This is a genomic window from Candidatus Limimorpha sp. (assembly GCF_056203535.1).
Window position 1 is genome coordinate 1 of the sequence record NZ_JBADWU010000039.1, and the last position, 20,894, is coordinate 20,894.

Here is a 20,894-nt window from a genome sequence, read left to right on the forward strand (position 1 = left end):
TCAAGAAAATCAGAATACTCAAGAACGGGAGAAAGGCCGTGTCATTCTTCAAGTACGGCCTGGACTACATCGCCGAGTGCATAATGAACCCTAATCATATACCTAAATTCGACATCTTTCAAATTTTGTCATGTACTTAGATACCGTGAAGTATACCCAGTCAGACATGGCAAGATTTATTCCTTCTTTCATTATGGTTACGCAGAATTAATAACTTTTTTGTCCAAATGCATTGAATTCAGAATATGGCATAAACAATTTAAAATCGCTATAGTTTGTATTTGCATAATTAGGAACAGTTTCTTCTTGAATGGTAAGTTGTCCATCAGGACTTCGATATTGGGAATTATAGCTTTCTGTTGGTCTTCCATCTGGTTCGTATACAAACATACAAACCCGAATTTTTTGCGCCCTGCACTCGTTAATGTCGAAATTAGTATGAATTTCCATCCCATTTACAGGTATTGTAACCCATGTCCATCCATTCCAAACATTTTGCATTTTTGAAACATTATGTGTTACCCACACTGAATTGATTTTTGCAGATGCGTTTTGAGCATATATATTTGATATGGCTATGAATGCAAAAATAAGTAATAAGACATGACGCTTTTTCATAGTTCGTGTAGCTCGATTAATATGTGAGATTGTTTCTAAAAAGCAGAGAAAAATCCGATAAAGAAACTTATGCCAAAACCAAGCCAAGCACATTTAGAATACGCTTTTGCTTCTTCTATGTTCTCGTCTTTTTTGACGAAATACAAAACCCACCCGATTATTGGGAATAAGAAAGAGATGATTTTTAGACCCGTATTGCCGTTGTTATTGTTTGACATGATGATGTTTTTTTTAAATTATTAAAACAATGAAATAATGCCCAAAATTATTTCTATTATTCCAACTACTATGCATGAGCCTCCGAACCAATCTCCAAAATCTTGATCAAATACCTTTGAGGCTATGACTGCAACGACTAAAGAAATAATTGCTGTTTCTATTGCAGCACAAATGAGCCAACCTAAAAAACTTCCTGCTTCTTCTGGATTCTCAGAGGCGAATTTAAATAGCCTAAAAATTCCATACGCAACTGCGCTTTTTGATGCTAAAATTACATTAAGCATATCTTTTTTATTTATTAGTTTCAAGCTCTGCATTTTTCACCTAATAGAATTCGCAGAGCCTTTATGAATCCTATAGGTTATCCCATTTATATGGGGTTTAATTTGCTCACAAAAGTATAATATTTAAATTTTGAAACACCATTTATACCCTATCCAAAATGGATTGCTTTTACCCTCCAAAATGGATAGTTACCGAATGTTCTCAAAGAAATTGTAATCCAAAATCACGGAAATGCGCCACAGCAAGGCTATGTCGATGGAACTTTTCTGAAAGATTTTGTGAAGGTTGTTGGTGGTGCATGGAATTTGTGCGGCAAGCCAGACCGCTGTCCGTCCTTGCTCGCGCAATTTGTCGTGAATCATCTTGCCGATATGAAGATTGTAATTGCCTTCCATTACCAACACCTTGTTTGATTGGCTTTGCACTGACAATAAAAAAGCGTGAACTTTTCATTGTATGCTTACTAACTTAGAAGGCTCTGGTAAACCGTTGACACTAATAAGCACGAAATAGTCCACGCCTGAAAACGCGAACTTTTCGCTTGCTTATTCCCGTGTCGAAAATTTACCAGATTTTACTAAGTGAGAATAAGAGCGCAAAGCTCAATATTATCATTATGTTATATTACTTTATTCCTGTATTTTATCTTTTTGATTTACAATTTCTTATTATGTTATTTCTCTATTACTTCCCAACGACCGCCTCTGTCGGAACCAATGCGACGGATCAGATTCATGTTTTTTAATTTGGAAATGTTTATTGCAACATGATGGCGTGATATTCCAATTTGACTTGCAATTTGTGCTTGTGTTATGTTCGGAGAAACCCTCAATAATTCAATAATTGCAAATTGCTTTTCTGTTACTTTTTCTGTTACCTTTTCTGTTACTTTCAGACCATTTTCTGGGTAGTTTTCTGTTACCTTGTTATTTGCTAATTCCAAATACTTTCCGCTTGCCTTGAACAGAATCATTATGTCGTTCGAATGGACAAGATATTGTGGTTCAGGCGCATTGTACGACTTGCAGGCTGCGCACATTTTTTCAATGCCGCGTCCCCAGGCCTCAATCAGTCCTGACCTGAAGAATCCGTTTGCAATATTTGGATTAAGTCTCCGCGAGCTATGTTTGTTCATCAAGTCGGCTGCCGTCCAATATTCGATATTTTGCGTTTCCTTTAGCGTCGTCATGCAATAAAACTCCAATAATGCCGCAAAATTATCATTTATTTCTTTTTCCAAAGAAACAACTTCATATTTTTGCACCAATATTCATAAAACGAAACTGTCATGAAGAAATCATTTTTGTTATTAGTCAGTCTCTGTGCGTTGGCCATGTCATCGGCTTTCGCTCAAAATGAAAAGCAATCTGCTGAATCTGTAAAAGTTGTTGGAAACGGTTCTGTGTCAAGTACTTTCACGGGTACTGTCGACTACGATACCTATTTCACTTCCGAACGTTTGCGCCTCGATTTTGTCTTGGCAGGCGACAGAAACTCACAATATGCTTTCTTGTCGGAACTGCACAAGGAATCGCAATGGGCCGGTTCGCCTAATGGCTTGATTGACCCTTTTGGCTACGGCCAGTATTATTTTGAGGCATTCGCCGATGGAAAACTGATTTATTCCAAAGGTTTCTGCACCTTGTTTGAAGAATGGCGCGCCACGGAGCAAGCCAAAAACGTGGCGATGGCAGTCAATCAGACGATTTGGATGCCTTTCCCGAAGCAGACTATACATGTCGTTCTCTATCAGAGGATTAAAAAGACGGGAATGTTAGAACCTTTTTTTGAGTGCGATATCGACCCGACCGACCGTCATATCATTCCAGGTGCTGAAAACGATTTCAAGGTGGTGCCGCTTATGGTGAATGGCGATTATGCCCATAAAGTTGATTTGGTTTTCTGCGGCGAAGGTTATACTGCTGACAAAATGGATAAACTTCACACTGATGCTGAGCGCTTTATGAATTACCTGTTCACGATGGAACCTTACAAATCGCGCAAAAACGATTTCAATGTGTGGTTGGTGGAGAGCATCTCCGAAGAGGCGGGAACAGACATCCCGAACTGGGGACAATGGCGCAAAACCATCCTCAATTCAAGTTTCGACACCTTCTATCAAGACCGTTATCTCACCATCCAGGACCATCGCAAGATTGCGTCGGTTTTTTCGGGTGCGCCTTTTGATTGCATTTTCATCATTGCCAATGAGACCAAATATGGCGGTGGCGGCATCTATTATTCCTACGCTATGGGTACTTCCGATGATGCATATTCCAATGAGGTTTTCATTCACGAGTTCGGCCATAGTTTTGCAGGTTTGGGCGACGAATATTTCTATGATGACGAGGTCTTGGAAGACTATTATCCATCCAATGTCGAGCCTTGGGAACCCAACATTTCCACTTTGGCCGATTTCTCGAAGAAATGGGAAGATATGGTTGAAAAGGACTTGCCGATTCCAACGCCGAATGACCGCTCATATATGGGACATGTGGGCGTTTTTGAAGGTGCGGGTTACACTTCAAAAGGCTGTTACCGTGGCTATTATGATTGTCGAATGCAGACCAATACTGCCCCCGGCTTCTGCCCAATCTGTCAGAAAGCCATCAACGAGATGATTGATTTTTATGTGAAGTAGAGATGCGATTATTTTCTCCCGCAGAGGACGCAGACTTGCGCAGAGAGAAACTCTGTCCTGTCTGCGTGAATCAGCGAGATCAGCGGGAGACTATCGGGAGACTAGCGGGAGACTTCTTTAAGTTATCAGAGACTATTTCGTCAGTTTCTGGAAAGCTTCTTCAATGCTGATGTCTTCCTTCTGCAAAGTCTTGATGATGAGGTTGTTTTCAACCGACCATTTCATCAGGTTGGCACGGATGTCGGCATCGTCTTGAGGCTCAATGATCCAATGGTTGCCTTTGGCGTGTTGCACCTTGCTCACCATCGGGATGTGACGCAACTGCTGCTCCGTGACTTCGGTCTCAAACTCAACGATGATGACGTTGTTTGACGTGTTGGCCTGTTTCAGGTTCTCAATCTTGTCATCGGCGACCACCACACCTTTATTAATAATAATGGCACGTGAGCAGATGGCTTCCACTTCCTGCATGATGTGGGTGGAAAGCAACACCGTCTTTTCCTTGCCCAAATCGGTGATGAGGTTGCGGATGTCGACCAACTGGTTCGGGTCGAGGCCCGAAGTGGGTTCGTCGAGGATGAGCACCTGCGGGTCGTGCATCATGGCTTGGGCTAGACCCACGCGCTGGCGGTAGCCCTTCGAGAGTGCGCCGATTTTCTTGTGGGCTTCCAAGCCGAGACCGGTCTGTTCAATCATTTCTTCGATGCGTTTCTCGGCCTCCTTGCCCGTCAGATGATGCACGCCAGCCACAAACTGAAGGTATTCGCGCACGTACATATCTAAATAAAGCGGGTTGTGCTCCGGCAGGTAACCCACAATGCGTTTCACTTCCATGGGATTGTCCATCACGTCGAAACCGTTGACGCTCACGGTTCCCGAGGTAGGCGGAATGAAGCAGGTTATGATTTTCATCAAAGTGGATTTGCCGGCTCCGTTCGGGCCGAGAAGTGCCACGATGCCTTTGTCGACATTCAGCGTGACATCGTTGAGGGCGAGCTGTTCGCCGTATTGCTTGGTGATGTGATTGATTTCGATAGCCATTTGCGGAAATTTTGGTGCAAAGGTAAGGGTTTTGCCGGAAACAAACCCTCTATATCTGAAAAAAACTGGTTTTGCTTGCTGTAATGAAAAAACATTTTTTTTGCAAAAATTTTCAGTATGAAATTCGAAATATTACTATTTTTGTCACGCCATTCATTTTGAAATTTGGCTGATGGACTTCACGAAGTTCAGAGGGATGGTGCAAAAATGCTAAAAATAGAAGTCCCATAAAGATAAATTCTTGATCGTAAATTGTTTATACACAACAACCAACAAAAAGAAAAATGAAAAAATTATTTTTAGTAGTAATGACAATTGCAGCCATCACATTGTCAGGCTGCAAGAAAGATGAACCAGTTGACGATGCTTCCAACAAATTGAATGTCATTAATCTTCGTACAGCAGGCAAGGTGGTAACAGAAGCCAAGTACAACTTGGCAAACTGCAAACCCGAAAAGGCAAAAGAGACCTTGGAATCATTCAGGTATGTAGATCCGCTGCCATTGTATTATATGAACTATGCGGCAGATGTAGATTGGAATAAGTTGCTGAACGATAGTGATAACCGTATAGCTCGTTATGATATGGATGAAGAGAACAGACGCGAACATGATCTGGTATTGAATACACCGCCTACTATCGCAAGGCCCAAACGGAACGCATGTTCCGGATTCGTATGCCATAATACAGCTGGCGACTTGCTTTTCTGCCGTAATTTTGACGACGATACGGATCCGATGGTCGTTATCTTCAATAAGGATGTCAAGCCGGGTGAGTATAAGAACGTGATGATGTGCCCATGGCATGAAGTGGATTATGCTAACCTCGAAAATTCTCTCACCCTGCCGACATTAGCTTTGGATGGTATGAATGAAAAGGGGTTCTGTGCAGCTATTTTCCAACTGCCTGACTTTCAGAATAATGGTGACGATACTATTGTTGACCCGATTGAAAACATGACGCCGAGACCTTTTGGTCCTGATCAATACACAGGTAAAAAACAAATCACGACTCTGTTTATCATCAATCGCCTGCTTACCAACTGCGCCACTGTGGAAGATGCTGTCAGTTACCTCCAATCCCTTGACTACACGGCCACGTCACAGAGGCTTAATGCCCATTTCTACGTTGCTGATGCAAGTGGTAAGTTTCTCACATTAGAATACTGGAAAGGCAGCCAGGGCCAGGACACGCTGCTTGCCCTCACGCCAGAAGACCGTCTCCAATCGATGCATAATTCCTTTATTCAAGTACCGTACGAATATAATTGTATAGAGAACTATTATTGTAATCCTGAAGCGTCCACAACATACGGAGGAGACTACTGGCAGTATTATTTCTCGGGCAAGACACGTGTTACTAATTTGATGTCGCATTATTCATTGGTAATGGACGAAGAGGATGCTTTACGTTGCTTGCAATATGGTTGCTTTGCCGCCGATGAAATAGATAAAGTCACAGACTGGTCATGCGTGTATAATCCTGTAAAACAAACGGTGCTGTTCAACATGCACAATGACTTGTCGAGCGTCTATTCGATTGACCTCAAGGAGGATTTGAAGTAAAGTTGTGCAATGAATTAATGCGAAAACTGGTGTAAAGGACAAATATTAGGTTTTTTCAGAGACGATATGCGCTAATGGACAAAAATTAGGGTGTTTTTTCCCCTGATATTGATATTGCATCACGTTAGTTGTTAGTCTGTGATTTTGTACCCGTTAGTTGAAACGGAGAAATCCGCAAAAATGGCGCTGTGTGCTGCAAGGTTTCATAATAACTCCTATTTTCGCCCCGGCTTTAAACCTTATCGGGCGTATGCGCTTTGCGGGTCTTTTTGCATATAATTATCTGAATATTAGAATTTAGCATAGTAATAATGAAAAAATACACGCTAAACGACAATCAAAACCAAATGACAAATCTTGATATAAGAACTTGTCCAGCAGGAAAAATCACCTATGGCCGTTTCAAGCAAGCAGCGAGAGAATTGCAAATTTGGTGGCGAGAGAATGTGTTGGAGGTTGGTTATGATAGATGGGAAAATGTACTGACTACAAAGGATGCAAAAAAAGGATTGGTTTTTTATGAAGGTTATAGGGATGAAATCTTGGATTATCTCAAGCGACCTGTTGAGGTAACCTCTTCAACTCCAAGTGGGCAGATGCTTACTAACTTATTGAGAAGCGAGCATGTTCCTTTCAATGTTTTCTTTCCTATGCAGGACGACCTTGAAGGTTGTAAACGATTGTTTAATGATTTGATTGGAAAGGGAGAAATTCAGAAAATAAATGAAATAAAGATAGAATACCATCCGGAGCCGATTTCTGAGTATTTGGATGACCATACGGCATTTGATGTCTTTATTTCGTACACTAACTCTGATGGCGACCCTTCGGGTATTGGCATTGAAGTGAAATATACTGAATCCGCTTATCCTTTAAAAATTGGTTCTTCTGAATATAGACATGTCCATGATAAAGATAGCAAATATTTCCGTGTTTCTTCTGAAATTGGATGGTTTAAAGATATTGAACAGATTCAAGATGTTTTGATTTCAAATAAGTTTCGCCAGATTTGGCGGAATCATATCTTGGGAGCCTCAATGATAATTAAAGGTTGCATTAAGCATTTTTATAGCATTACATTGTTTCCAAGTCTTAATGTTCATTTCTCAATTGATGCTTTGCCAAAATACAAAGGAACGGATGGCAACAATGGTCTTCTTTCAGATGAAGGATTTGAAACTTGTATTCCGCTCACCTATGAACATTTATTCGACCTAATGGAAAAAGATTTATCTTTGGATAATAAAGAAGATTGGATAGGGTATTTACGTTCTAGGTACTTGCTTACTGCTCTTCAGTGCTTTGATAGTTGAGAAGCAGTCTCAAAGAAATGATGCACATTTCCGTCAAAAAGACAGAATATTTTCATAAAATGCTGTCAGTAAGAGAAAAAGTTGTACTTTTGCGGCCTCGTTAGAACAGTCCATTATCTTCTTCATGTACTGCTAACGCATTGATTTATGGGCGAAAATGAATTAATGCACAAAAAAGTTTGCAGTTATCGAAGAAAGGTGTAATTTTGCACGCTCAAAATAGAGTAGTGTTTTATTGAATTGGATAAACATATAAACAAGAAAATGAATTACTTAAGTTACAAAACAGTAAGCGTCAACAAGGAAAATGCCAACAAGAAATGGTATGTCATCGACGCTGAAGGTCAAATCCTCGGCCGTCTGGCTACTGAGGTTGCCATGATTCTGCGTGGCAAAAAGAAGGCATGCTATACTCCCCACAGCGATTGTGGTGATAATGTCATCATTATCAATGCAGAGAAGATCATCCTGACTGGCAACAAGATGGATGAAAAGTACTATGTCCGCTACACTGGTTACCCGGGTGGCCAGCGCGTCCGTACCGTCAAGGAACAGTTGAAGAGAAAGCCTATCGCTGTCATCGAACATGCCGTCAAGGGTATGCTTCCAAAGACAAAGCTCGGCAACGCCATCTTCAAGAACCTCTACGTTTACGAAGGACCAGAACACAAGCAGCAGGCTCAACAACCTATCGAACTCAAAATTAACACAATTAAGAAATAATCATGGAAGTTATCAACGCTTTAGGTAGAAGAAAGACCGCCGTTGCCCGCATCTATATGAAGGCTGGCAATGGTAACATTACGGTGAACAAGCGCGACTACAAGGAGTACTTTCCAACAAGCATCCTCCACTTTGTGGTTGAACAACCTCTGATGCTGACCGACAACCTCGGTAAGTATGACATCAAGGTCAACCTCGATGGTGGTGGCATCAATGGTCAAGCTGAAGCCCTTCGTCTGGCTATCAGCCGCGCCCTTTGCGAAATCGACGCCGAGTATCGTCCTACCCTGAAGAAGAATGGCCTCATGCGCCGCGACCCACGTATGGTCGAACGTAAGAAGCCAGGTCAGCCAGGTGCCCGTAAGAAGTTCCAATTCAGCAAACGTTAAGCTCTCAAAAGCCAAGCGATTTTGTTTAGTATCCAAATTGCTGAGATTTTTCTTGCAGAGAACTACTTGGCAATTGTATTTAGTGAATGTAAACATTTAAAAGAAAACTCATGACACAAGTAACATTTGAAGAATTATTAGATGCCGGTTGTCATTTCGGACATCTCAAGAGAAAATGGAATCCGAACATGGCTCCTTATATTTTCATGGAGCGTAATGGCATCCACATCATCGACCTTTATAAGACCCAGGCTAAGATGGACGAAGCAGCTGCTGCTCTTTGCCAACTGGCCAAATCAGGCAAGAGAGTCCTTTTCGTTGCTACCAAAAAGCAAGCTAAGGAAGTCGTCGCCGACTATGCTAAGAGAGTCAACATGCCATACGTCACCGAACGTTGGCCTGGCGGTATGCTCACCAACTTCGCCACCATCCGTAAGGCTGTGAAGAAGATGGCCAGCATCGACAAAATGATGGCAAGCGACGCTTACAAGAGCCTCTCAAAGCGTGAAAAGCTCCAGATCGAACGCGAACGCGAAAAGCTCGACAAGAACCTCGGTTCAATCGCCGACCTTAGCCGTCTGCCTTCAGCGCTGTTCGTAGTCGACATTATGAAGGAACACATCGCTGTTGCTGAAGCCCGTAAGCTCAACATCCCTACCTTCGCTATCGTCGATACCAACACCAATCCTAACCTCATCGATTTCCCAATTCCTGCTAACGACGACGCTTCAAAGTCAATCGCCCTCATCCTCGGCAAGATGGTAGAAGCTATCGAAGAAGGCATCAACGAACGTAAGAACAACAAGGATCTCGTTGACGAACCGGAAGAAGACCTCGAAGAAGAAAAGGAAGAAGCTCAGGAAGAAGAAAACAAGGACGAAAGAAGACCACGTGGCAACAGACGTCCTCGTAAACCTATAGCTAAGAAATAATTAGTGTGCTGCTGGCCGTTTGCTTTTCGCTTTTAGCCGTTAGCCTTCCGCCGATAGCTAAAAACGGCAAACAGCCAGTTGCTTTTTTAATAACCTTAAAAAGAAAGAATTACAATGAATATTACCGCTGCTCAAGTTAACGAACTGAGACAAATGACAGGCGCCGGCATGATGGATTGCAAGAAGGCTCTTGTTGAAACCGAAGGTAACATCGAACAGGCTATCGACATCCTCCGCAAGAAGGGTATGGCCAAGGCTGCCAAGCGTGCTGACCGCACTGCTTCTGAAGGCTGCGTCCTTTCAAAGTGTACCGAAGACCATAAGTATGCTGCCATTATCATGCTGAACTGTGAAACCGACTTCGTCGCTAACAACGCCGACTTCGTTAAGTTCACTCAGGATATGCTGAATATGGCTGTCGAAAACCGCATCAAGGACATCGATGCCCTGAAGGCTGCTGAATACAACGGCATGACCGTTGAAGCTGCCATCACCAACGAAGGTGCTGTGACTGGTGAAAAGACCGAACTTGGTGCTTTCAAAGTCCTTGAAGGCGAATATGTGACCAACTATAACCACCCAGGCAACCGTCTGGCTGTTATCCTTGAAATGAACAAGACTTTTGCTACTGTTGACGAAGTCGCTCACGAAGTCGCTCTGCACGTTGCAGCTATGAACCCAATGGCTGTCAGCGAAGCTGCTATCCCACAGGAAGTGAAAGACCGCGAACTTAGCGTTGCTATCGAAAAGACCAAGCAGGAACAAATTGACAAGGCTGTTGAAGTTGCTCTGAAGAAGGCCGGCTTCAACCCAGCATGGTTCGACAGCGAAGCTCACATCGAATCCAACATGGCTAAGGGTTGGTTCACACAGGAAGACGCTGACAAGGTTCGCGAAATCAAGGCTAAGACCGCAGAAGAAAAGGCTGCTAACCTGCCAGAACAGATGATTGCCAACATCGCTAATGGCCGTCTGAACAAGTTCTTCAAGGAAAACTGCTTGCTGAATCAGGTTTCTCTTGTTGCTGATCCTAAGACTGTTGCTCAATTCATTCAGGATGGCGATAAGGAAGCTACCGTGAACACCTTCGTCCGCATTAAGCTCGGCGAATAATTTCCGGATTTACGCTAATAATGAAAAGAGGCACTCAAACGAGTGCCTCTTTTTGGTTTTATGTTGTTTTGGAGTTGAATTGTTTCGTTTATTGAACATGTCGAAATGCACTGAAAAATAATACTTTAGGCATGTGAAATAATAAGAGATTTTCAATTCACCGTTTATTCACCCTGCAAAACCTCGGTTTCTCAGCAAAATCATTCAGGATTTCCGCTTTTCCGAAGCCACTTTCTCGGCACAAATCGAGCATTTCAGTGCCAAAAGCCTCATTGATTTCAAACCAAACCTGTCCGTTTTCGTTCAATTCGGTCGAAGCCAAATGCAAAATCTGCCGATAGAAAAGCAATGGGTCATTATCGGGGACAAAAAGAGCGTATTCGGGTTCCCAATCCAACACGTTGTTTTCCATCGTCTTGTGTTCCTTTTCGCAGACGTAGGGCGGATTGCTCACCACCAAATCGACAGGCTGTGAAAAGATTTCGGAATGAGGATTCAGCACATCATCGTGTATGAAATTCACCTTCACCTTATTTAATACGGCATTGCTTTCGGCAACCTGAAGCGCCTTTTCAGAGACATCGAAAGCAAAGACTTCGGCATCGGAAAAACATTTGGCCAGACTTACGGCAATGCAGCCCGAACCCGTGCCGATGTCCCAAATGCGTTTCGGATGAATGTCCTGCGCCACGATTTTCCGCACCATCTCTTCCGTTTCGGGGCGCGGAATCAGCACCGACTCATCGACCTTGAATTTCAAATCGCAGAACTCAGCCACGCCCGTCACATATTGTATCGGCTTGTCGTTCAGCAAATCGGCAACGGCCTTCTCCATCTGATGATACTGAAATTCATCGATGCTCAAGGTCGGCGTCATCAGGATTTTCATTCTGTCGAGACCAAACAAATCCTCAAACAGAATGCGCAGCAGTTGTTCCGCCTCCCTCTCGCTGAACTTTCGGACGAGTTGCGACCGGAAAAAACGCCTTACAAATGTGAGATTAAAGCCAATCATGCCGCAAAAATAGAGTTTTCCGCAGTTTCCGCAATGCGTAATCTTGCGGAAAACAACAAAACCCCGACAGCTTAACGCCATCGGGGTTTTTAATTCGCGATAGTTCACAGCGTTTTAACGCTAGTCATATAAGTAACAAAGTTTCCTCTAATCTTTTTAATTCAACACTATCGCAGATCCCTAACAAAATTCTTTATATTACCTTAAATCTCAGCGTCAACAAGAAAGTTCTTGGACGAATCGAATACGCCGAATAATATCCATAAATCCCTGAATAATAGGAATAAATGAAACTATCAGTGTTGAGGATGTTATTCACATCAAGGCTAAACTTCACCTTGCGGAAGGTGTAGCCCAGACTGCAATCCAAGAGCACGAAATTGTCGGTTCGCCCTTCGGAACGGGTGTGATAGAATTCCACTGAGGGCGTGAGGGACAAGCCGAAAGGCAACAGCACGCTCAAATTGGCATTGTCGATGAGGCTCACAATCGGTTGACTGCCAGCGTTGAAACTATCTAATGAGGAAGTCATTCGGCTAAAACTACCTTTGTTATTGAAAAAGATATAGTCCGTAAAAGCAATGCTGGCGGTCAAGTTGGCGTTCCAGCCTTGGTTATAATAGGTGGCCACTTGGTTTTGTACCAAATGCGGCGAACGCCCCAGTCCGTAGGAGCATTTCGCGTTGATGTTCAGCCGCTTCCAACTGAAACCCTTGCCCGCATACAGCGAAACGGACAGGTAATCACCCCAACTCGGCTGCTCCACGGCATTGATGACCATGGTGTTGCCCTCAAAAGATTGCGCGTACATCACCTCATTGCGGTAGCGGTTGTAGTTCACCGAGAAGTCACCGAAAACATATTTCATGATGTTTTTGAACGACAGTGTTAGGGAACCGTTGGCACCATAGGTGTCGGCCAAAGGGCAGTCATAGTGCGACAAGGTTCTGTAGTTCTGCATGATATAGCCCGAATAAAGCGTTCGCAAACTCGGGGTGTTGTTGTAGGTGGCGATTTTGGTGCTCACTTTCCAATTGTGGCTGAAGTCATAACGGAACGAAAGCGAAGGTTGTGACAAAACCTTGAATTGCTTGTCGGATGCGGTTCCGATGCGGTCATCCAATTGCAGGTAACGCAACTGCACAGGCACCATTAGCGTCACATTCACGCGCCGACGGTCGTAAGTGAAATAGGCACCTGCAGCAGGCTGGTATTTGTGCCAACGGATGTCATTGCTGAATTGGTTTTCTGCAAACTGAATAGTCAAACCATCTGCATTTTGCCCAGTGAGGCTCGAATTAAGCGCTTGCTCCTCCATGCTGAAATTGAAATAAGGCATGATGCGTAATCGTTTCCAGACCACGCTGGTGAGAAATCGAAGGAAATTCTCGCTCTTAAAGGATTGATAACCTATGTTTTGTAAGGTTGTTGCATAATCTTCGCCATCGTTGAGGACCTCGAGGAAACAGCCTGGCGCGACCTGCAATCCGTAGGGCAAGGTGCCATAACTCGTGTTGGAGTTGAATTCCACACCGCTTTCAGGGTCGCGACGGCTCTTGCGAATCCAGTGGATGTTGGCCTCGGCGCATAGTGATTGGTAATTTTCCTCCTGCCGAATCAGCTCGCCGTTGTCCACCAAGCCCTCGCCCCAGTTGCGGTGTCCCGAAACGATGAGGCTGATTTTCAGATAGTCCAAGTCCTTGTTGAGGTTGTAATTGACACTGCCTTCGAGCATTTTGGCCGTTTCCAACGACTGCATCCGCTCAACAAGACTGAGCGTATCGTCAGGAAGGAGATAGAGCGTGCGCGATTCGCTTGATTTGCGGTTGCGGTCGCCGCCAACAAGGAGGTTGAACGAGAGATCCGCCTCGTTTTTCAGTTTGTGCAGGCTGTTGTAGGTGACCCCTTGCGAACGATTCAGTGTATGCCGCACACCTGAAATGCCTGGGGCACTTGGTTTAACCATTGAGGCCAACGACGTGACCGTTACATTCTCCTTGTCAACGAGATTAATGCCTGAATTGTTGGCCTTTAAGGTGCCAAGAAACTGGTTGCGTTTTGCGAAATACATTCCCGTGAGGCCGCCTTCGTATTGTAGGCTGTCCGCCCAGCCCGCGCCAAGGTCGGCCATCAAGGCAAAAGTGCCTTTGGCGTTTTCCTTCAACTTGATGTTAAGTGCCACATTGTCCGAAAACTGGATGTTTTGCAGTGCCCTTACCTCTTGATGGTTCTCCATCACCTGCACCGAAGCCACGTCGGAGGCGGCGATGCTGGTGGTGGCAAGGTTGTAGCGCCCTTGCAGCATATCCATATTCTCGATGTAAAACTTGGAAATAGGTTTGCCTTTATATTCCACCTTGCCGTCGTCCTTCACCTCGATGCCTGGCATCTTTTTCAGCACGTCGGCGATGACAATGTCGGTGGTGTCGCGGAAGGCATCCACCACATAGTTTACCGTGTCGTTGCCGCCCCAAATCTTCTCGGACTTCACGCTCACTTCCTTCAGTTGCAACGCTTCTTCCACCACGGTGAAATCGACCGTCTGTGTCTTGTTTTCCACCTCCTTGAACTGTCGCTTCAGGTTGAATCCATAAACCGCTAACAGTAGTTTTGCTTCCTCGCTTTGTGTAACCAACTGATAATGGCCTTTTTCATCTGTAAAGGTATAGGCCATCGGCAGGCTGTCCGTCACACGCAAGAGCATCACCGAGGCATTATAAACGGGCTGTTTCTTCTCGTTGTGTACCTCGCCGGAAATGGTCGTTTGGGCGAAGGCTGGAACGGCAAAGAAAAACACAAATATTAATAGCGCAATTTGTTTCATCTTAACAAGTCAATTAAGTTCCAACGGGTTATAAGGCCAAGGCATTTTATAGGCTCCACCTCGAGTAATCTCAACCTCCACCATTCGCCCCGACGCATCCACTACATCTGCCAGCAGTTGGGCATTAGGATCAAGGCGTAACGCATAGTCGTACAAATCACGGCAACATTCTTGGTCAAACTTCCAAGTCTCTTCCCTTGTCGCCTCCTTGTAATCGTAATTCCACATCGCAATCGGTTTGACCTCATTTCTGATGGCGATGCAAGAAAAAGAATAATGCCCGCGTTCGTCTTGCACTTTTAAAACCAACCCTGGCAACCCCGCGAATTTCCACGGGCCATCAGAGATAGTAATTTCCGGAGCATACCAAGCCGTCCAAGTGCGACCTCGGAATCTACACATCGCTTTTCGGCAACGATAACCCAAAATCGTGCAAACCTCATCAGAAAAAGTCCAATCCATAAGGACATCTGACGGCTCTCGATATTTGAAAACCGGTCCAATATCGTAAGTCCGATGCGTCACCGCCATTTCGTGCTTCCAGCGGTCTTTATAGACTTCCATAAAAAACCAAGTATCCGCACCACCCAAAACATCTTGCCCTTTTAATGTCCGTTTCGTGCAAATGGAATCGTAGCGGAACAAAGCATAACTATACGATTTCGACCATCTTTCCCCAATGTCGAGACGAAACACATCCTTTTCTTTTTCAGCGGGCTTCGTTGAATCGAGCACATAACTCACTTCGTAGGAAACCGAACAAATGCCCTCATCCAAAAGCGTGAAATCGTCCGTCCGCATAAATCTTTGCGCCGACAAAGGAAGCACCGCCCAAAGCGAAACCACAACAAGCAGTTTCTTTTCATATTTACTCCAATTCCACAGGGTTATAAGGCAACGCTTTTTTATAGCCTTCGGGAGCTTCCTCCGAACCAACATATTTGCCAGAAGCGTCCGTTTTGGCGATATGTATCTTGATACCAGGATTCGCCATCCGAATATAGCCAATAAAATCGGCATGAAAATCCTCCTCTTGCTTCATGACATCAGCACGGGTGCAACGCTGATAATCTTCAAAACGAGGCCCATCATACCAAATCATCGGTTTTTGCTGATTTTCAATACCGATGCAACGGAAGGCATAATGCCCGCGCGATTCTTCCATTTCGAGAATCAGTCCGGGCAAGCCACAGAATTTCCACGGACCGTCTTTCACGGGAATCTGCATCGTGAACCAAGCTGTCCAATGCCGTCCACGAAAGTCGCATTCGGCCTTGAAGCACGGATAGCCAAGGATTTCCTTTGTTCCAAACGACATCTTCCAGTCCATCAAGTCCAAAGGCTCATCGTACAGGTAAATCGGCACCCGAGCCTCATCTATCCGGTGCATGATCGTCATCCGCTTTGAGCCGTAATACTTGTACACATCGGGCACCCAAACGCCACCAGAATCCGCAACGAAATGGCTCATGTTTTTATAACCGTCATGGCCCTTTCGCTTCCTTACCGTAAAGGCGGAATCATAACGGTGCATAGTGTTGCTGTAGCATCTTGAAATGGAGTCGCCCACCATCAGGATGAGGCGGTCGTAGTTGTGTTTGGTAGGTTTCAGTGAGTCGTCGGTCATCATCGCTTCGTAGGTGATGATGAAGCGGCTTTGGTCGATGACCTTGTACTCATCAATGTTGATGGGATTCTGCGCAAGCGCCAAACGCGGAATGGCGAGCGTCAGCAGCAAAAGGAAATACAGTTTTTTATTCATGGTGATTTGTTTTAAGTAAGTGTTCAAAATTAAACTGCAATATCTTTTGACTTCGGGACACGGGACCGTCATTGCGAAGAATGAAGCAACGGGACTTCGAGACAAGCCCATGTCCCGCAGTCTCGCGTCTCGCCGTCTCGCGTCAAATAAGACGCACGAAAACGCCGTTTTGTGACATGGTGCAAAACTACCGCATTAGTCAAGCGGTTAAATGACCAGTCCAAACTTTTTGGGGATTGAATAATTGTAATGTTTTAGGAATGAATAAGTTGCAATTTCATTCATTCCAAACTTTTTGTTGAAAAAGTCCAAAGATTATTGGCGTTCAGCCATCTTTTTCCTGACTCTTCCCCGCAGTTTGTCCACCATATTGACAGTGGTTCCAAGGTAATCCGCCTCTTCCTGGCGCGAGACCTTGAAATGCGACAGAATGAAGGATTTCTTTTCGTCCTCGTCCAAGTCGGGGAACTTTTGCCCGAGGGTTTCCCAAAGGCTTGGGTACTTCTCCTCAACCACGGCGAGCATGGCCTTCCAATGGTCTTTGTCGCCGAAAACCGAACGTTCCAAGTCATTGAGGAGATTGGCTTTCTTGCTGTTGTTCAGATAAATGTCCAACAGCATCATGGTTTGTTGCTCCTTGTCCAAGGCCTCCGAAAGGCGGTCGGCATAGTCCTTCTGGATTTGCTCGTGTTCGGCATCCCTTTGTGCCAAGGCAATGTTCTGTTGCTTGAAGTGGAACAGTTCGGCGTTGATTTCGGCTTCCCGCTTGCGGTTGCGAGCCAATCGGATTTGCGAGATTAAGAAGGCCAACAAAACCAAGACCGCCGCCCCACTTATCAAGATGATAACACGCTGTTTGTGAATGATCTTCTCGTTCAACTCGTTCTGCATCATCGCCTTATCATATTTCTGGCTCATCGCGATAAGGTTGTTCCTTTTCTCTTCTATCTTACTATGATTATTGCCGATATCGTAGCGGCAGTAATAATCGAAGGCCTTTTCAAAATCGCCGCGACTTTTGGCTTGATGGGCAAGGGTATAAAAATAAAACCAAATATCCTTATCTGACTCGGCTTGGTTGACAAGTTCCTCCAACTTTCCATAATAATAAGCCGTAGAATCCGAATTGCCCATCTCATAAAAGATGTCACCCATGCCGTCGTAATAATACATCATCGTTCTGTCATCGACATCAGGCATTGACATTTGAAGGAATCGCCTCAGATAATCGCCCGACTTCTCATATTCTCTAGCATTGAAATACATCGCATAAAAAGCCGATGAAACCGTGCGTTTCGCCTCCAGCGAGCCACTTTGTTCGGCGTAGGCCCAAGCCTGTTGCAGAACCATCTCGGCGGTATCGTATGCCCTATGGAACTGATAGAAATCGCCCAACTCTCTCAGCGCATCGGCACGGTCGGCATAGTCTTCGCCAAAGCCCTCTGCGGCAGACTTCAACAACGAAACAACTTCTTCTTTGTCGGCATAATAGCCCAAACAATACGCGATATTGAGTCGAGCGTGGGCAACCGTCAGGGGGTCATTGGCGGATAAACCGTAACGCTCCGCCTCCTTGAACAAGCGCATGGCATCCGCCTTGTTGCCCGAATCCAGCTGGATGCGAGCGTTTTCCAAGGCATCGTGGGCTGTTTGCCGTGCATCTCGGGATATGGGATGGCAAGCAAACAGCATCACGCCCATGAAAAAAGCGAATCCTATGAACAATTTTCTTATCACAGCGACAAAAATAGTGAATTTGCAGCAATTACAACATTTTTCCCTACCTGTGCAGCCCGAAATACCTTGTTTAATATGATTACCCAAGACCAACTTAAAGACTTATGTAAGAGGATTGATGCCTTGAGGAGGTATCTTTGACGTCGAAAGACGTACCATCGAAGCCCAAGAATTAGAAGAAAAGACACAAGACCCACAGTTTTGGAACGACCCGAAAGCCGCCGAAGCCGTGATGAAGAAGATGCGCGAAGGGACGCACCGCGTGCGTCCGCTCCATCCGTCCCCACAATCGAATCGAAATACCCAACCGTCTGCAGCAATTCGGCACGATTGCTTTGTGCATAATAATTCTTATACAGCAGCTCCGAAATCAGCACCTGGCAGTAATGCCCCTCAAAGGCACTAAGGCTATCCGCCTTCGGTGTAGCCGCAAAATCCACTAGCGCCATCAGCGCACTGTCTGGCTGCCGCCACATCAGGCTGTCAATACCGCAAAGCTCCACACAAGGCCCATCGCCAGCACCCTCCACGCCCGGCACATCCCGCCGCGTAGAGCATCCCGCAACAACCACGGCAAGAAACAATATGAGATGTTTCAGTTTCATTGCCGCAAAGATAGAAAAAAACTTGGATATGATTTTTTAAAACGCCAATTGCTGCAAAGGAGTCATCAATGGACTTTCCCCCTGGCAAAATTTGCAAGCACACAAAACTTTTCTCCACAAAATGTCCTCAAATCGCACGAAACGTATCAAATCGCACAGAAGCCCCAATCGGGCAGCAGTACTTTTGCCGTGTGATTTGAAGACATGGCCTACCGAACGGCTACCGAATGGCTACCGAAGGAACGAAGCCAAAAAACAAGCGACTGAAGCGGGGAAGAAATCCCAGACAAGCCGCTCCTTCCGCCGTGTCAAGTAGTGAGTTTCTTCGCTGTTTCTTCGGGGTTTCTTCGGTGATGCTTCGATGAATGACCGAAGAAACTCCGAAGAAAGTGTGCGGAAACGGCGAAAAAAGTGCGGCCTTGGTCACTTGTTGGCATTATGCTGAAGGCGCGATGAACCGGCGTCTCTACATCAAACTTTTCATTCAAATCTTTTTGATAGAAATCAAAACAGTTTCTTATTTTTGCAGCGTTATGCAATATCTCATTCTCGCCATACTATGCTCGACCTGCGTTTTCATTGCCATGCGGCTTTTCGACCGCTTCGGCATCGATAACCACCGCGCCATTGCCGCCAACTATGCCGCCGCCACCGTTGCGGGTCTTTTGATGTGCAAAAGCATCGGCACGCCGACCGAAATCGTCGCCGAACCTTGGTTCGGGCTTTCCATCCTGACGGGGTTCTGGTTCATCCTCACCTATCTGCTGATGACCTATTCCAGCCAACACGCGGGCGTGACCATCACCTCGCTGTCGAGCAAGCTTTCCGTCGTGATTCCCACCACTTTAGGTGTGATTCTGTTTCACGAAAAACTGAATCTTCCCTCCATAATCGGTATCGTTTTGGCCATTGCCGCACTTTGCATGATTGTCGGAGGCAAAAGCGAAAGCGGCAAAAAGAGCATCGGTTGGCTTGTCATTCTGCCGATAGCCATTTTCCTAGGGACAGGCACCGGCGACATGCTGATGAAATTCACTGAACAACTCAACAAGGCCGACGACATGACCTTCATGATCACCTTCATCTATTTCATCGCCTTGCTTTTCGGCTTGGCCATCGTGCTCTTCGACCGCATCAAAGGCAAGTCGAAATTCCAATGGAAGAACCTTGTGGGTGGCATCGGCTTGGGCCTGGTCAATTTCTTTTCATCCTACTGCATGTATCACTGCATGAGGATTTTTGACAACGTTTTCCTCTTTCCCATTTATAATATAGGTGTGGTTTGCGCCACGGCTATTACAGGCCGACTGCTGTTTAAGGAAAAACTTTCGGCGAAAAACTACATCGGTTTGGCTTTGGCCATCATTGCCGTCATCCTAATCACTTTGAAACCATGACGAACGACGACACCTACAACATGCTTTCCACGCCGGGCGAAGGTCTTTACAAGGAAAAAGGCAGCAAGTTCATTGCCTCGGCCTTCACCGTTTTCAGCGAAGACGAAGCCAAGAAAGCCATTGCCGAAATCAAGAAACAATATTACGATGCACGTCATCACTGTTTCGCCTACATGATAGGCCCCGACAAGAAAAACTTCCGTTCGAGCGACGATGGCGAGCCATCGGGCACGGCCGGGAAACCCATTCTCAACCAAATCCTATCGAAAGACGTGACCAACGTTTGCGTAGTCGTGACGCGTTATTTCGGCGGCATCAAATTAGGCACCAGCGGTCTCATCAACGCTTACAAAACCGCAGCCCGCGATGCCTTGGACAACGCCCAAGTTGTTCAGAAAACCATAAATGAAATTTACAGCCTCGAGTTCGGCTATCCCTTGATGAATGAAGTGATGCGCGTGATGAAAGAAGAGAATCTGGAGCAGCTGAATCCGCGTTTCGAGATGGATTGTTACCTCGAGTTTTCAACAAGGAAAAAAGAGGCCGAAAGAATCGCCGACAAATTCAGCAACATTTATGGCGTAAAAACAACACACATAAATACTATGTAAATCAGCTTATTACATCGTGGTTTTATTTTGTGATTTTTTTCCCTCGTATTTTATAAAGAAAAAAGTTTCCAAACAATAGAAAAAAAACTTTTTTATCAACTTTT

The 20,894-nt window shown here is 45.0% G+C and carries 20 protein-coding genes and 1 pseudogene; 10 read left to right on the forward strand and 11 right to left on the reverse strand.

All coding sequences use genetic code 11. From position 1 onward, the window contains the following. Positions 1-207: 207 nt before the first annotated feature. The 5 genes from AC06MN_RS04305 to AC06MN_RS04325 all read right to left on the reverse strand — a co-directional run bounded on the left by AC06MN_RS04305 (position 208) and on the right by AC06MN_RS04325 (position 2,362). On the reverse strand, positions 208-618 hold the full coding sequence (locus AC06MN_RS04305) for a hypothetical protein (RefSeq protein ID WP_475671125.1): 411 nt from the start codon (positions 616-618) through the stop codon (positions 208-210). Positions 619-653: 35 nt separating this feature from the next. Further along, a complete protein-coding gene (locus AC06MN_RS04310) occupies positions 654-836 on the reverse strand; it encodes a hypothetical protein (RefSeq protein ID WP_475671126.1) in 183 nt (60 codons plus the stop codon). Between the two features lie 21 nt (positions 837-857). Then, positions 858-1,145 carry a hypothetical protein gene (locus AC06MN_RS04315; RefSeq protein WP_475671127.1) on the reverse strand — a complete coding sequence of 96 codons (288 nt, stop codon included), beginning with the start codon at positions 1,143-1,145 and terminating at the stop codon, positions 858-860. Between the two features lie 165 nt (positions 1,146-1,310). Further along, positions 1,311-1,517 (reverse strand): XRE family transcriptional regulator, encoded by a 207-nt coding sequence (locus AC06MN_RS04320; protein WP_475671128.1) that lies wholly within the window; start codon positions 1,515-1,517, stop codon positions 1,311-1,313. 278 nt (positions 1,518-1,795) lie between these two features. Next, positions 1,796-2,362: an ATP-binding protein gene (locus AC06MN_RS04325; protein WP_475671129.1), complete on the reverse strand. Its 567-nt coding sequence runs from the start codon at positions 2,360-2,362 to the stop codon at positions 1,796-1,798. A 48-nt stretch (positions 2,363-2,410) separates the two neighbouring features. Here AC06MN_RS04325 and AC06MN_RS04330 point away from each other — a divergent pair, with 48 nt between their 5' ends. Continuing rightward, complete coding sequence (locus tag AC06MN_RS04330; RefSeq protein ID WP_475671130.1) at positions 2,411-3,763, forward strand: M64 family metallopeptidase; 1,353 nt, start codon at positions 2,411-2,413, stop codon at positions 3,761-3,763. 132 nt (positions 3,764-3,895) lie between these two features. Here AC06MN_RS04330 and gldA read toward each other — a convergent pair whose 3' ends face one another. Next, on the reverse strand, positions 3,896-4,804 hold the full coding sequence (gldA, locus tag AC06MN_RS04335; RefSeq protein ID WP_475671131.1) for a gliding motility-associated ABC transporter ATP-binding subunit GldA: 909 nt from the start codon (positions 4,802-4,804) through the stop codon (positions 3,896-3,898). 284 nt (positions 4,805-5,088) lie between these two features. Here gldA and AC06MN_RS04340 point away from each other — a divergent pair, with 284 nt between their 5' ends. The 6 genes from AC06MN_RS04340 (at position 5,089) to tsf (ending at position 10,839) form a co-directional block, all read left to right on the forward strand. Further along, positions 5,089-6,369 (forward strand): linear amide C-N hydrolase, encoded by a 1,281-nt coding sequence (locus AC06MN_RS04340; protein ID WP_475671132.1) that lies wholly within the window; start codon positions 5,089-5,091, stop codon positions 6,367-6,369. Positions 6,370-6,680: 311 nt separating this feature from the next. Further along, positions 6,681-7,682, forward strand: a complete 1,002-nt coding sequence (locus tag AC06MN_RS04345) for a PGN_0703 family putative restriction endonuclease (RefSeq protein WP_475671133.1) — start codon at positions 6,681-6,683, stop codon at positions 7,680-7,682. Between the two features lie 264 nt (positions 7,683-7,946). After that, positions 7,947-8,405 (forward strand): 50S ribosomal protein L13, encoded by a 459-nt coding sequence (gene rplM, locus AC06MN_RS04350; RefSeq protein ID WP_475671134.1) that lies wholly within the window; start codon positions 7,947-7,949, stop codon positions 8,403-8,405. Positions 8,406-8,407: 2 nt separating this feature from the next. After that, the gene (gene rpsI / locus AC06MN_RS04355; protein ID WP_475671135.1) at positions 8,408-8,794 is read left to right on the forward strand and encodes a 30S ribosomal protein S9; all 387 of its coding nucleotides are present in this window, start codon (positions 8,408-8,410) and stop codon (positions 8,792-8,794) included. 110 nt (positions 8,795-8,904) lie between these two features. Further along, complete coding sequence (gene rpsB / locus AC06MN_RS04360; RefSeq protein WP_475671136.1) at positions 8,905-9,726, forward strand: 30S ribosomal protein S2; 822 nt, start codon at positions 8,905-8,907, stop codon at positions 9,724-9,726. A gap of 114 nt (positions 9,727-9,840) precedes the next feature. After that, entirely contained in the window at positions 9,841-10,839 is a 999-nt protein-coding gene (gene tsf, locus AC06MN_RS04365; RefSeq protein WP_475671137.1) for a translation elongation factor Ts, read from the forward strand. A 157-nt stretch (positions 10,840-10,996) separates the two neighbouring features. Here tsf and prmC read toward each other — a convergent pair whose 3' ends face one another. The 5 genes from prmC to AC06MN_RS04390 all read right to left on the reverse strand — a co-directional run bounded on the left by prmC (position 10,997) and on the right by AC06MN_RS04390 (position 18,177). Beyond that, positions 10,997-11,854: a peptide chain release factor N(5)-glutamine methyltransferase gene (prmC, locus tag AC06MN_RS04370; RefSeq protein WP_475671138.1), complete on the reverse strand. Its 858-nt coding sequence runs from the start codon at positions 11,852-11,854 to the stop codon at positions 10,997-10,999. Positions 11,855-12,047: 193 nt separating this feature from the next. Continuing rightward, positions 12,048-14,678: a TonB-dependent receptor gene (locus AC06MN_RS04375; RefSeq protein ID WP_475671139.1), complete on the reverse strand. Its 2,631-nt coding sequence runs from the start codon at positions 14,676-14,678 to the stop codon at positions 12,048-12,050. 9 nt (positions 14,679-14,687) lie between these two features. Next, positions 14,688-15,617, reverse strand: a complete 930-nt coding sequence (locus AC06MN_RS04380) for a GLPGLI family protein (RefSeq protein ID WP_475671140.1) — start codon at positions 15,615-15,617, stop codon at positions 14,688-14,690. Next, complete coding sequence (locus tag AC06MN_RS04385) at positions 15,547-16,440, reverse strand: GLPGLI family protein (RefSeq protein ID WP_475671141.1); 894 nt, start codon at positions 16,438-16,440, stop codon at positions 15,547-15,549. The genes AC06MN_RS04380 and AC06MN_RS04385 overlap by 71 nt, the downstream gene beginning before the upstream one ends. A 315-nt stretch (positions 16,441-16,755) precedes the next feature. Further along, positions 16,756-18,177 carry a tetratricopeptide repeat protein gene (locus AC06MN_RS04390; RefSeq protein WP_475671142.1) on the reverse strand — a complete coding sequence of 474 codons (1,422 nt, stop codon included), beginning with the start codon at positions 18,175-18,177 and terminating at the stop codon, positions 16,756-16,758. A gap of 75 nt (positions 18,178-18,252) precedes the next feature. Here AC06MN_RS04390 and prfB point away from each other — a divergent pair. From prfB to AC06MN_RS04405, 3 genes and pseudogenes are all read left to right on the forward strand, one after another. Further along, positions 18,253-18,424: pseudogene (gene prfB / locus AC06MN_RS04395) on the forward strand (peptide chain release factor 2); the annotation flags it as partial. A 723-nt stretch (positions 18,425-19,147) separates the two neighbouring features. Then, the gene (locus tag AC06MN_RS04400) at positions 19,148-20,179 is read left to right on the forward strand and encodes a DMT family transporter (RefSeq protein ID WP_475671143.1); all 1,032 of its coding nucleotides are present in this window, start codon (positions 19,148-19,150) and stop codon (positions 20,177-20,179) included. Then, complete coding sequence (locus tag AC06MN_RS04405; RefSeq protein ID WP_475671144.1) at positions 20,176-20,790, forward strand: IMPACT family protein; 615 nt, start codon at positions 20,176-20,178, stop codon at positions 20,788-20,790. The genes AC06MN_RS04400 and AC06MN_RS04405 overlap by 4 nt, the downstream gene beginning before the upstream one ends. Positions 20,791-20,894 lie beyond the last annotated feature (104 nt).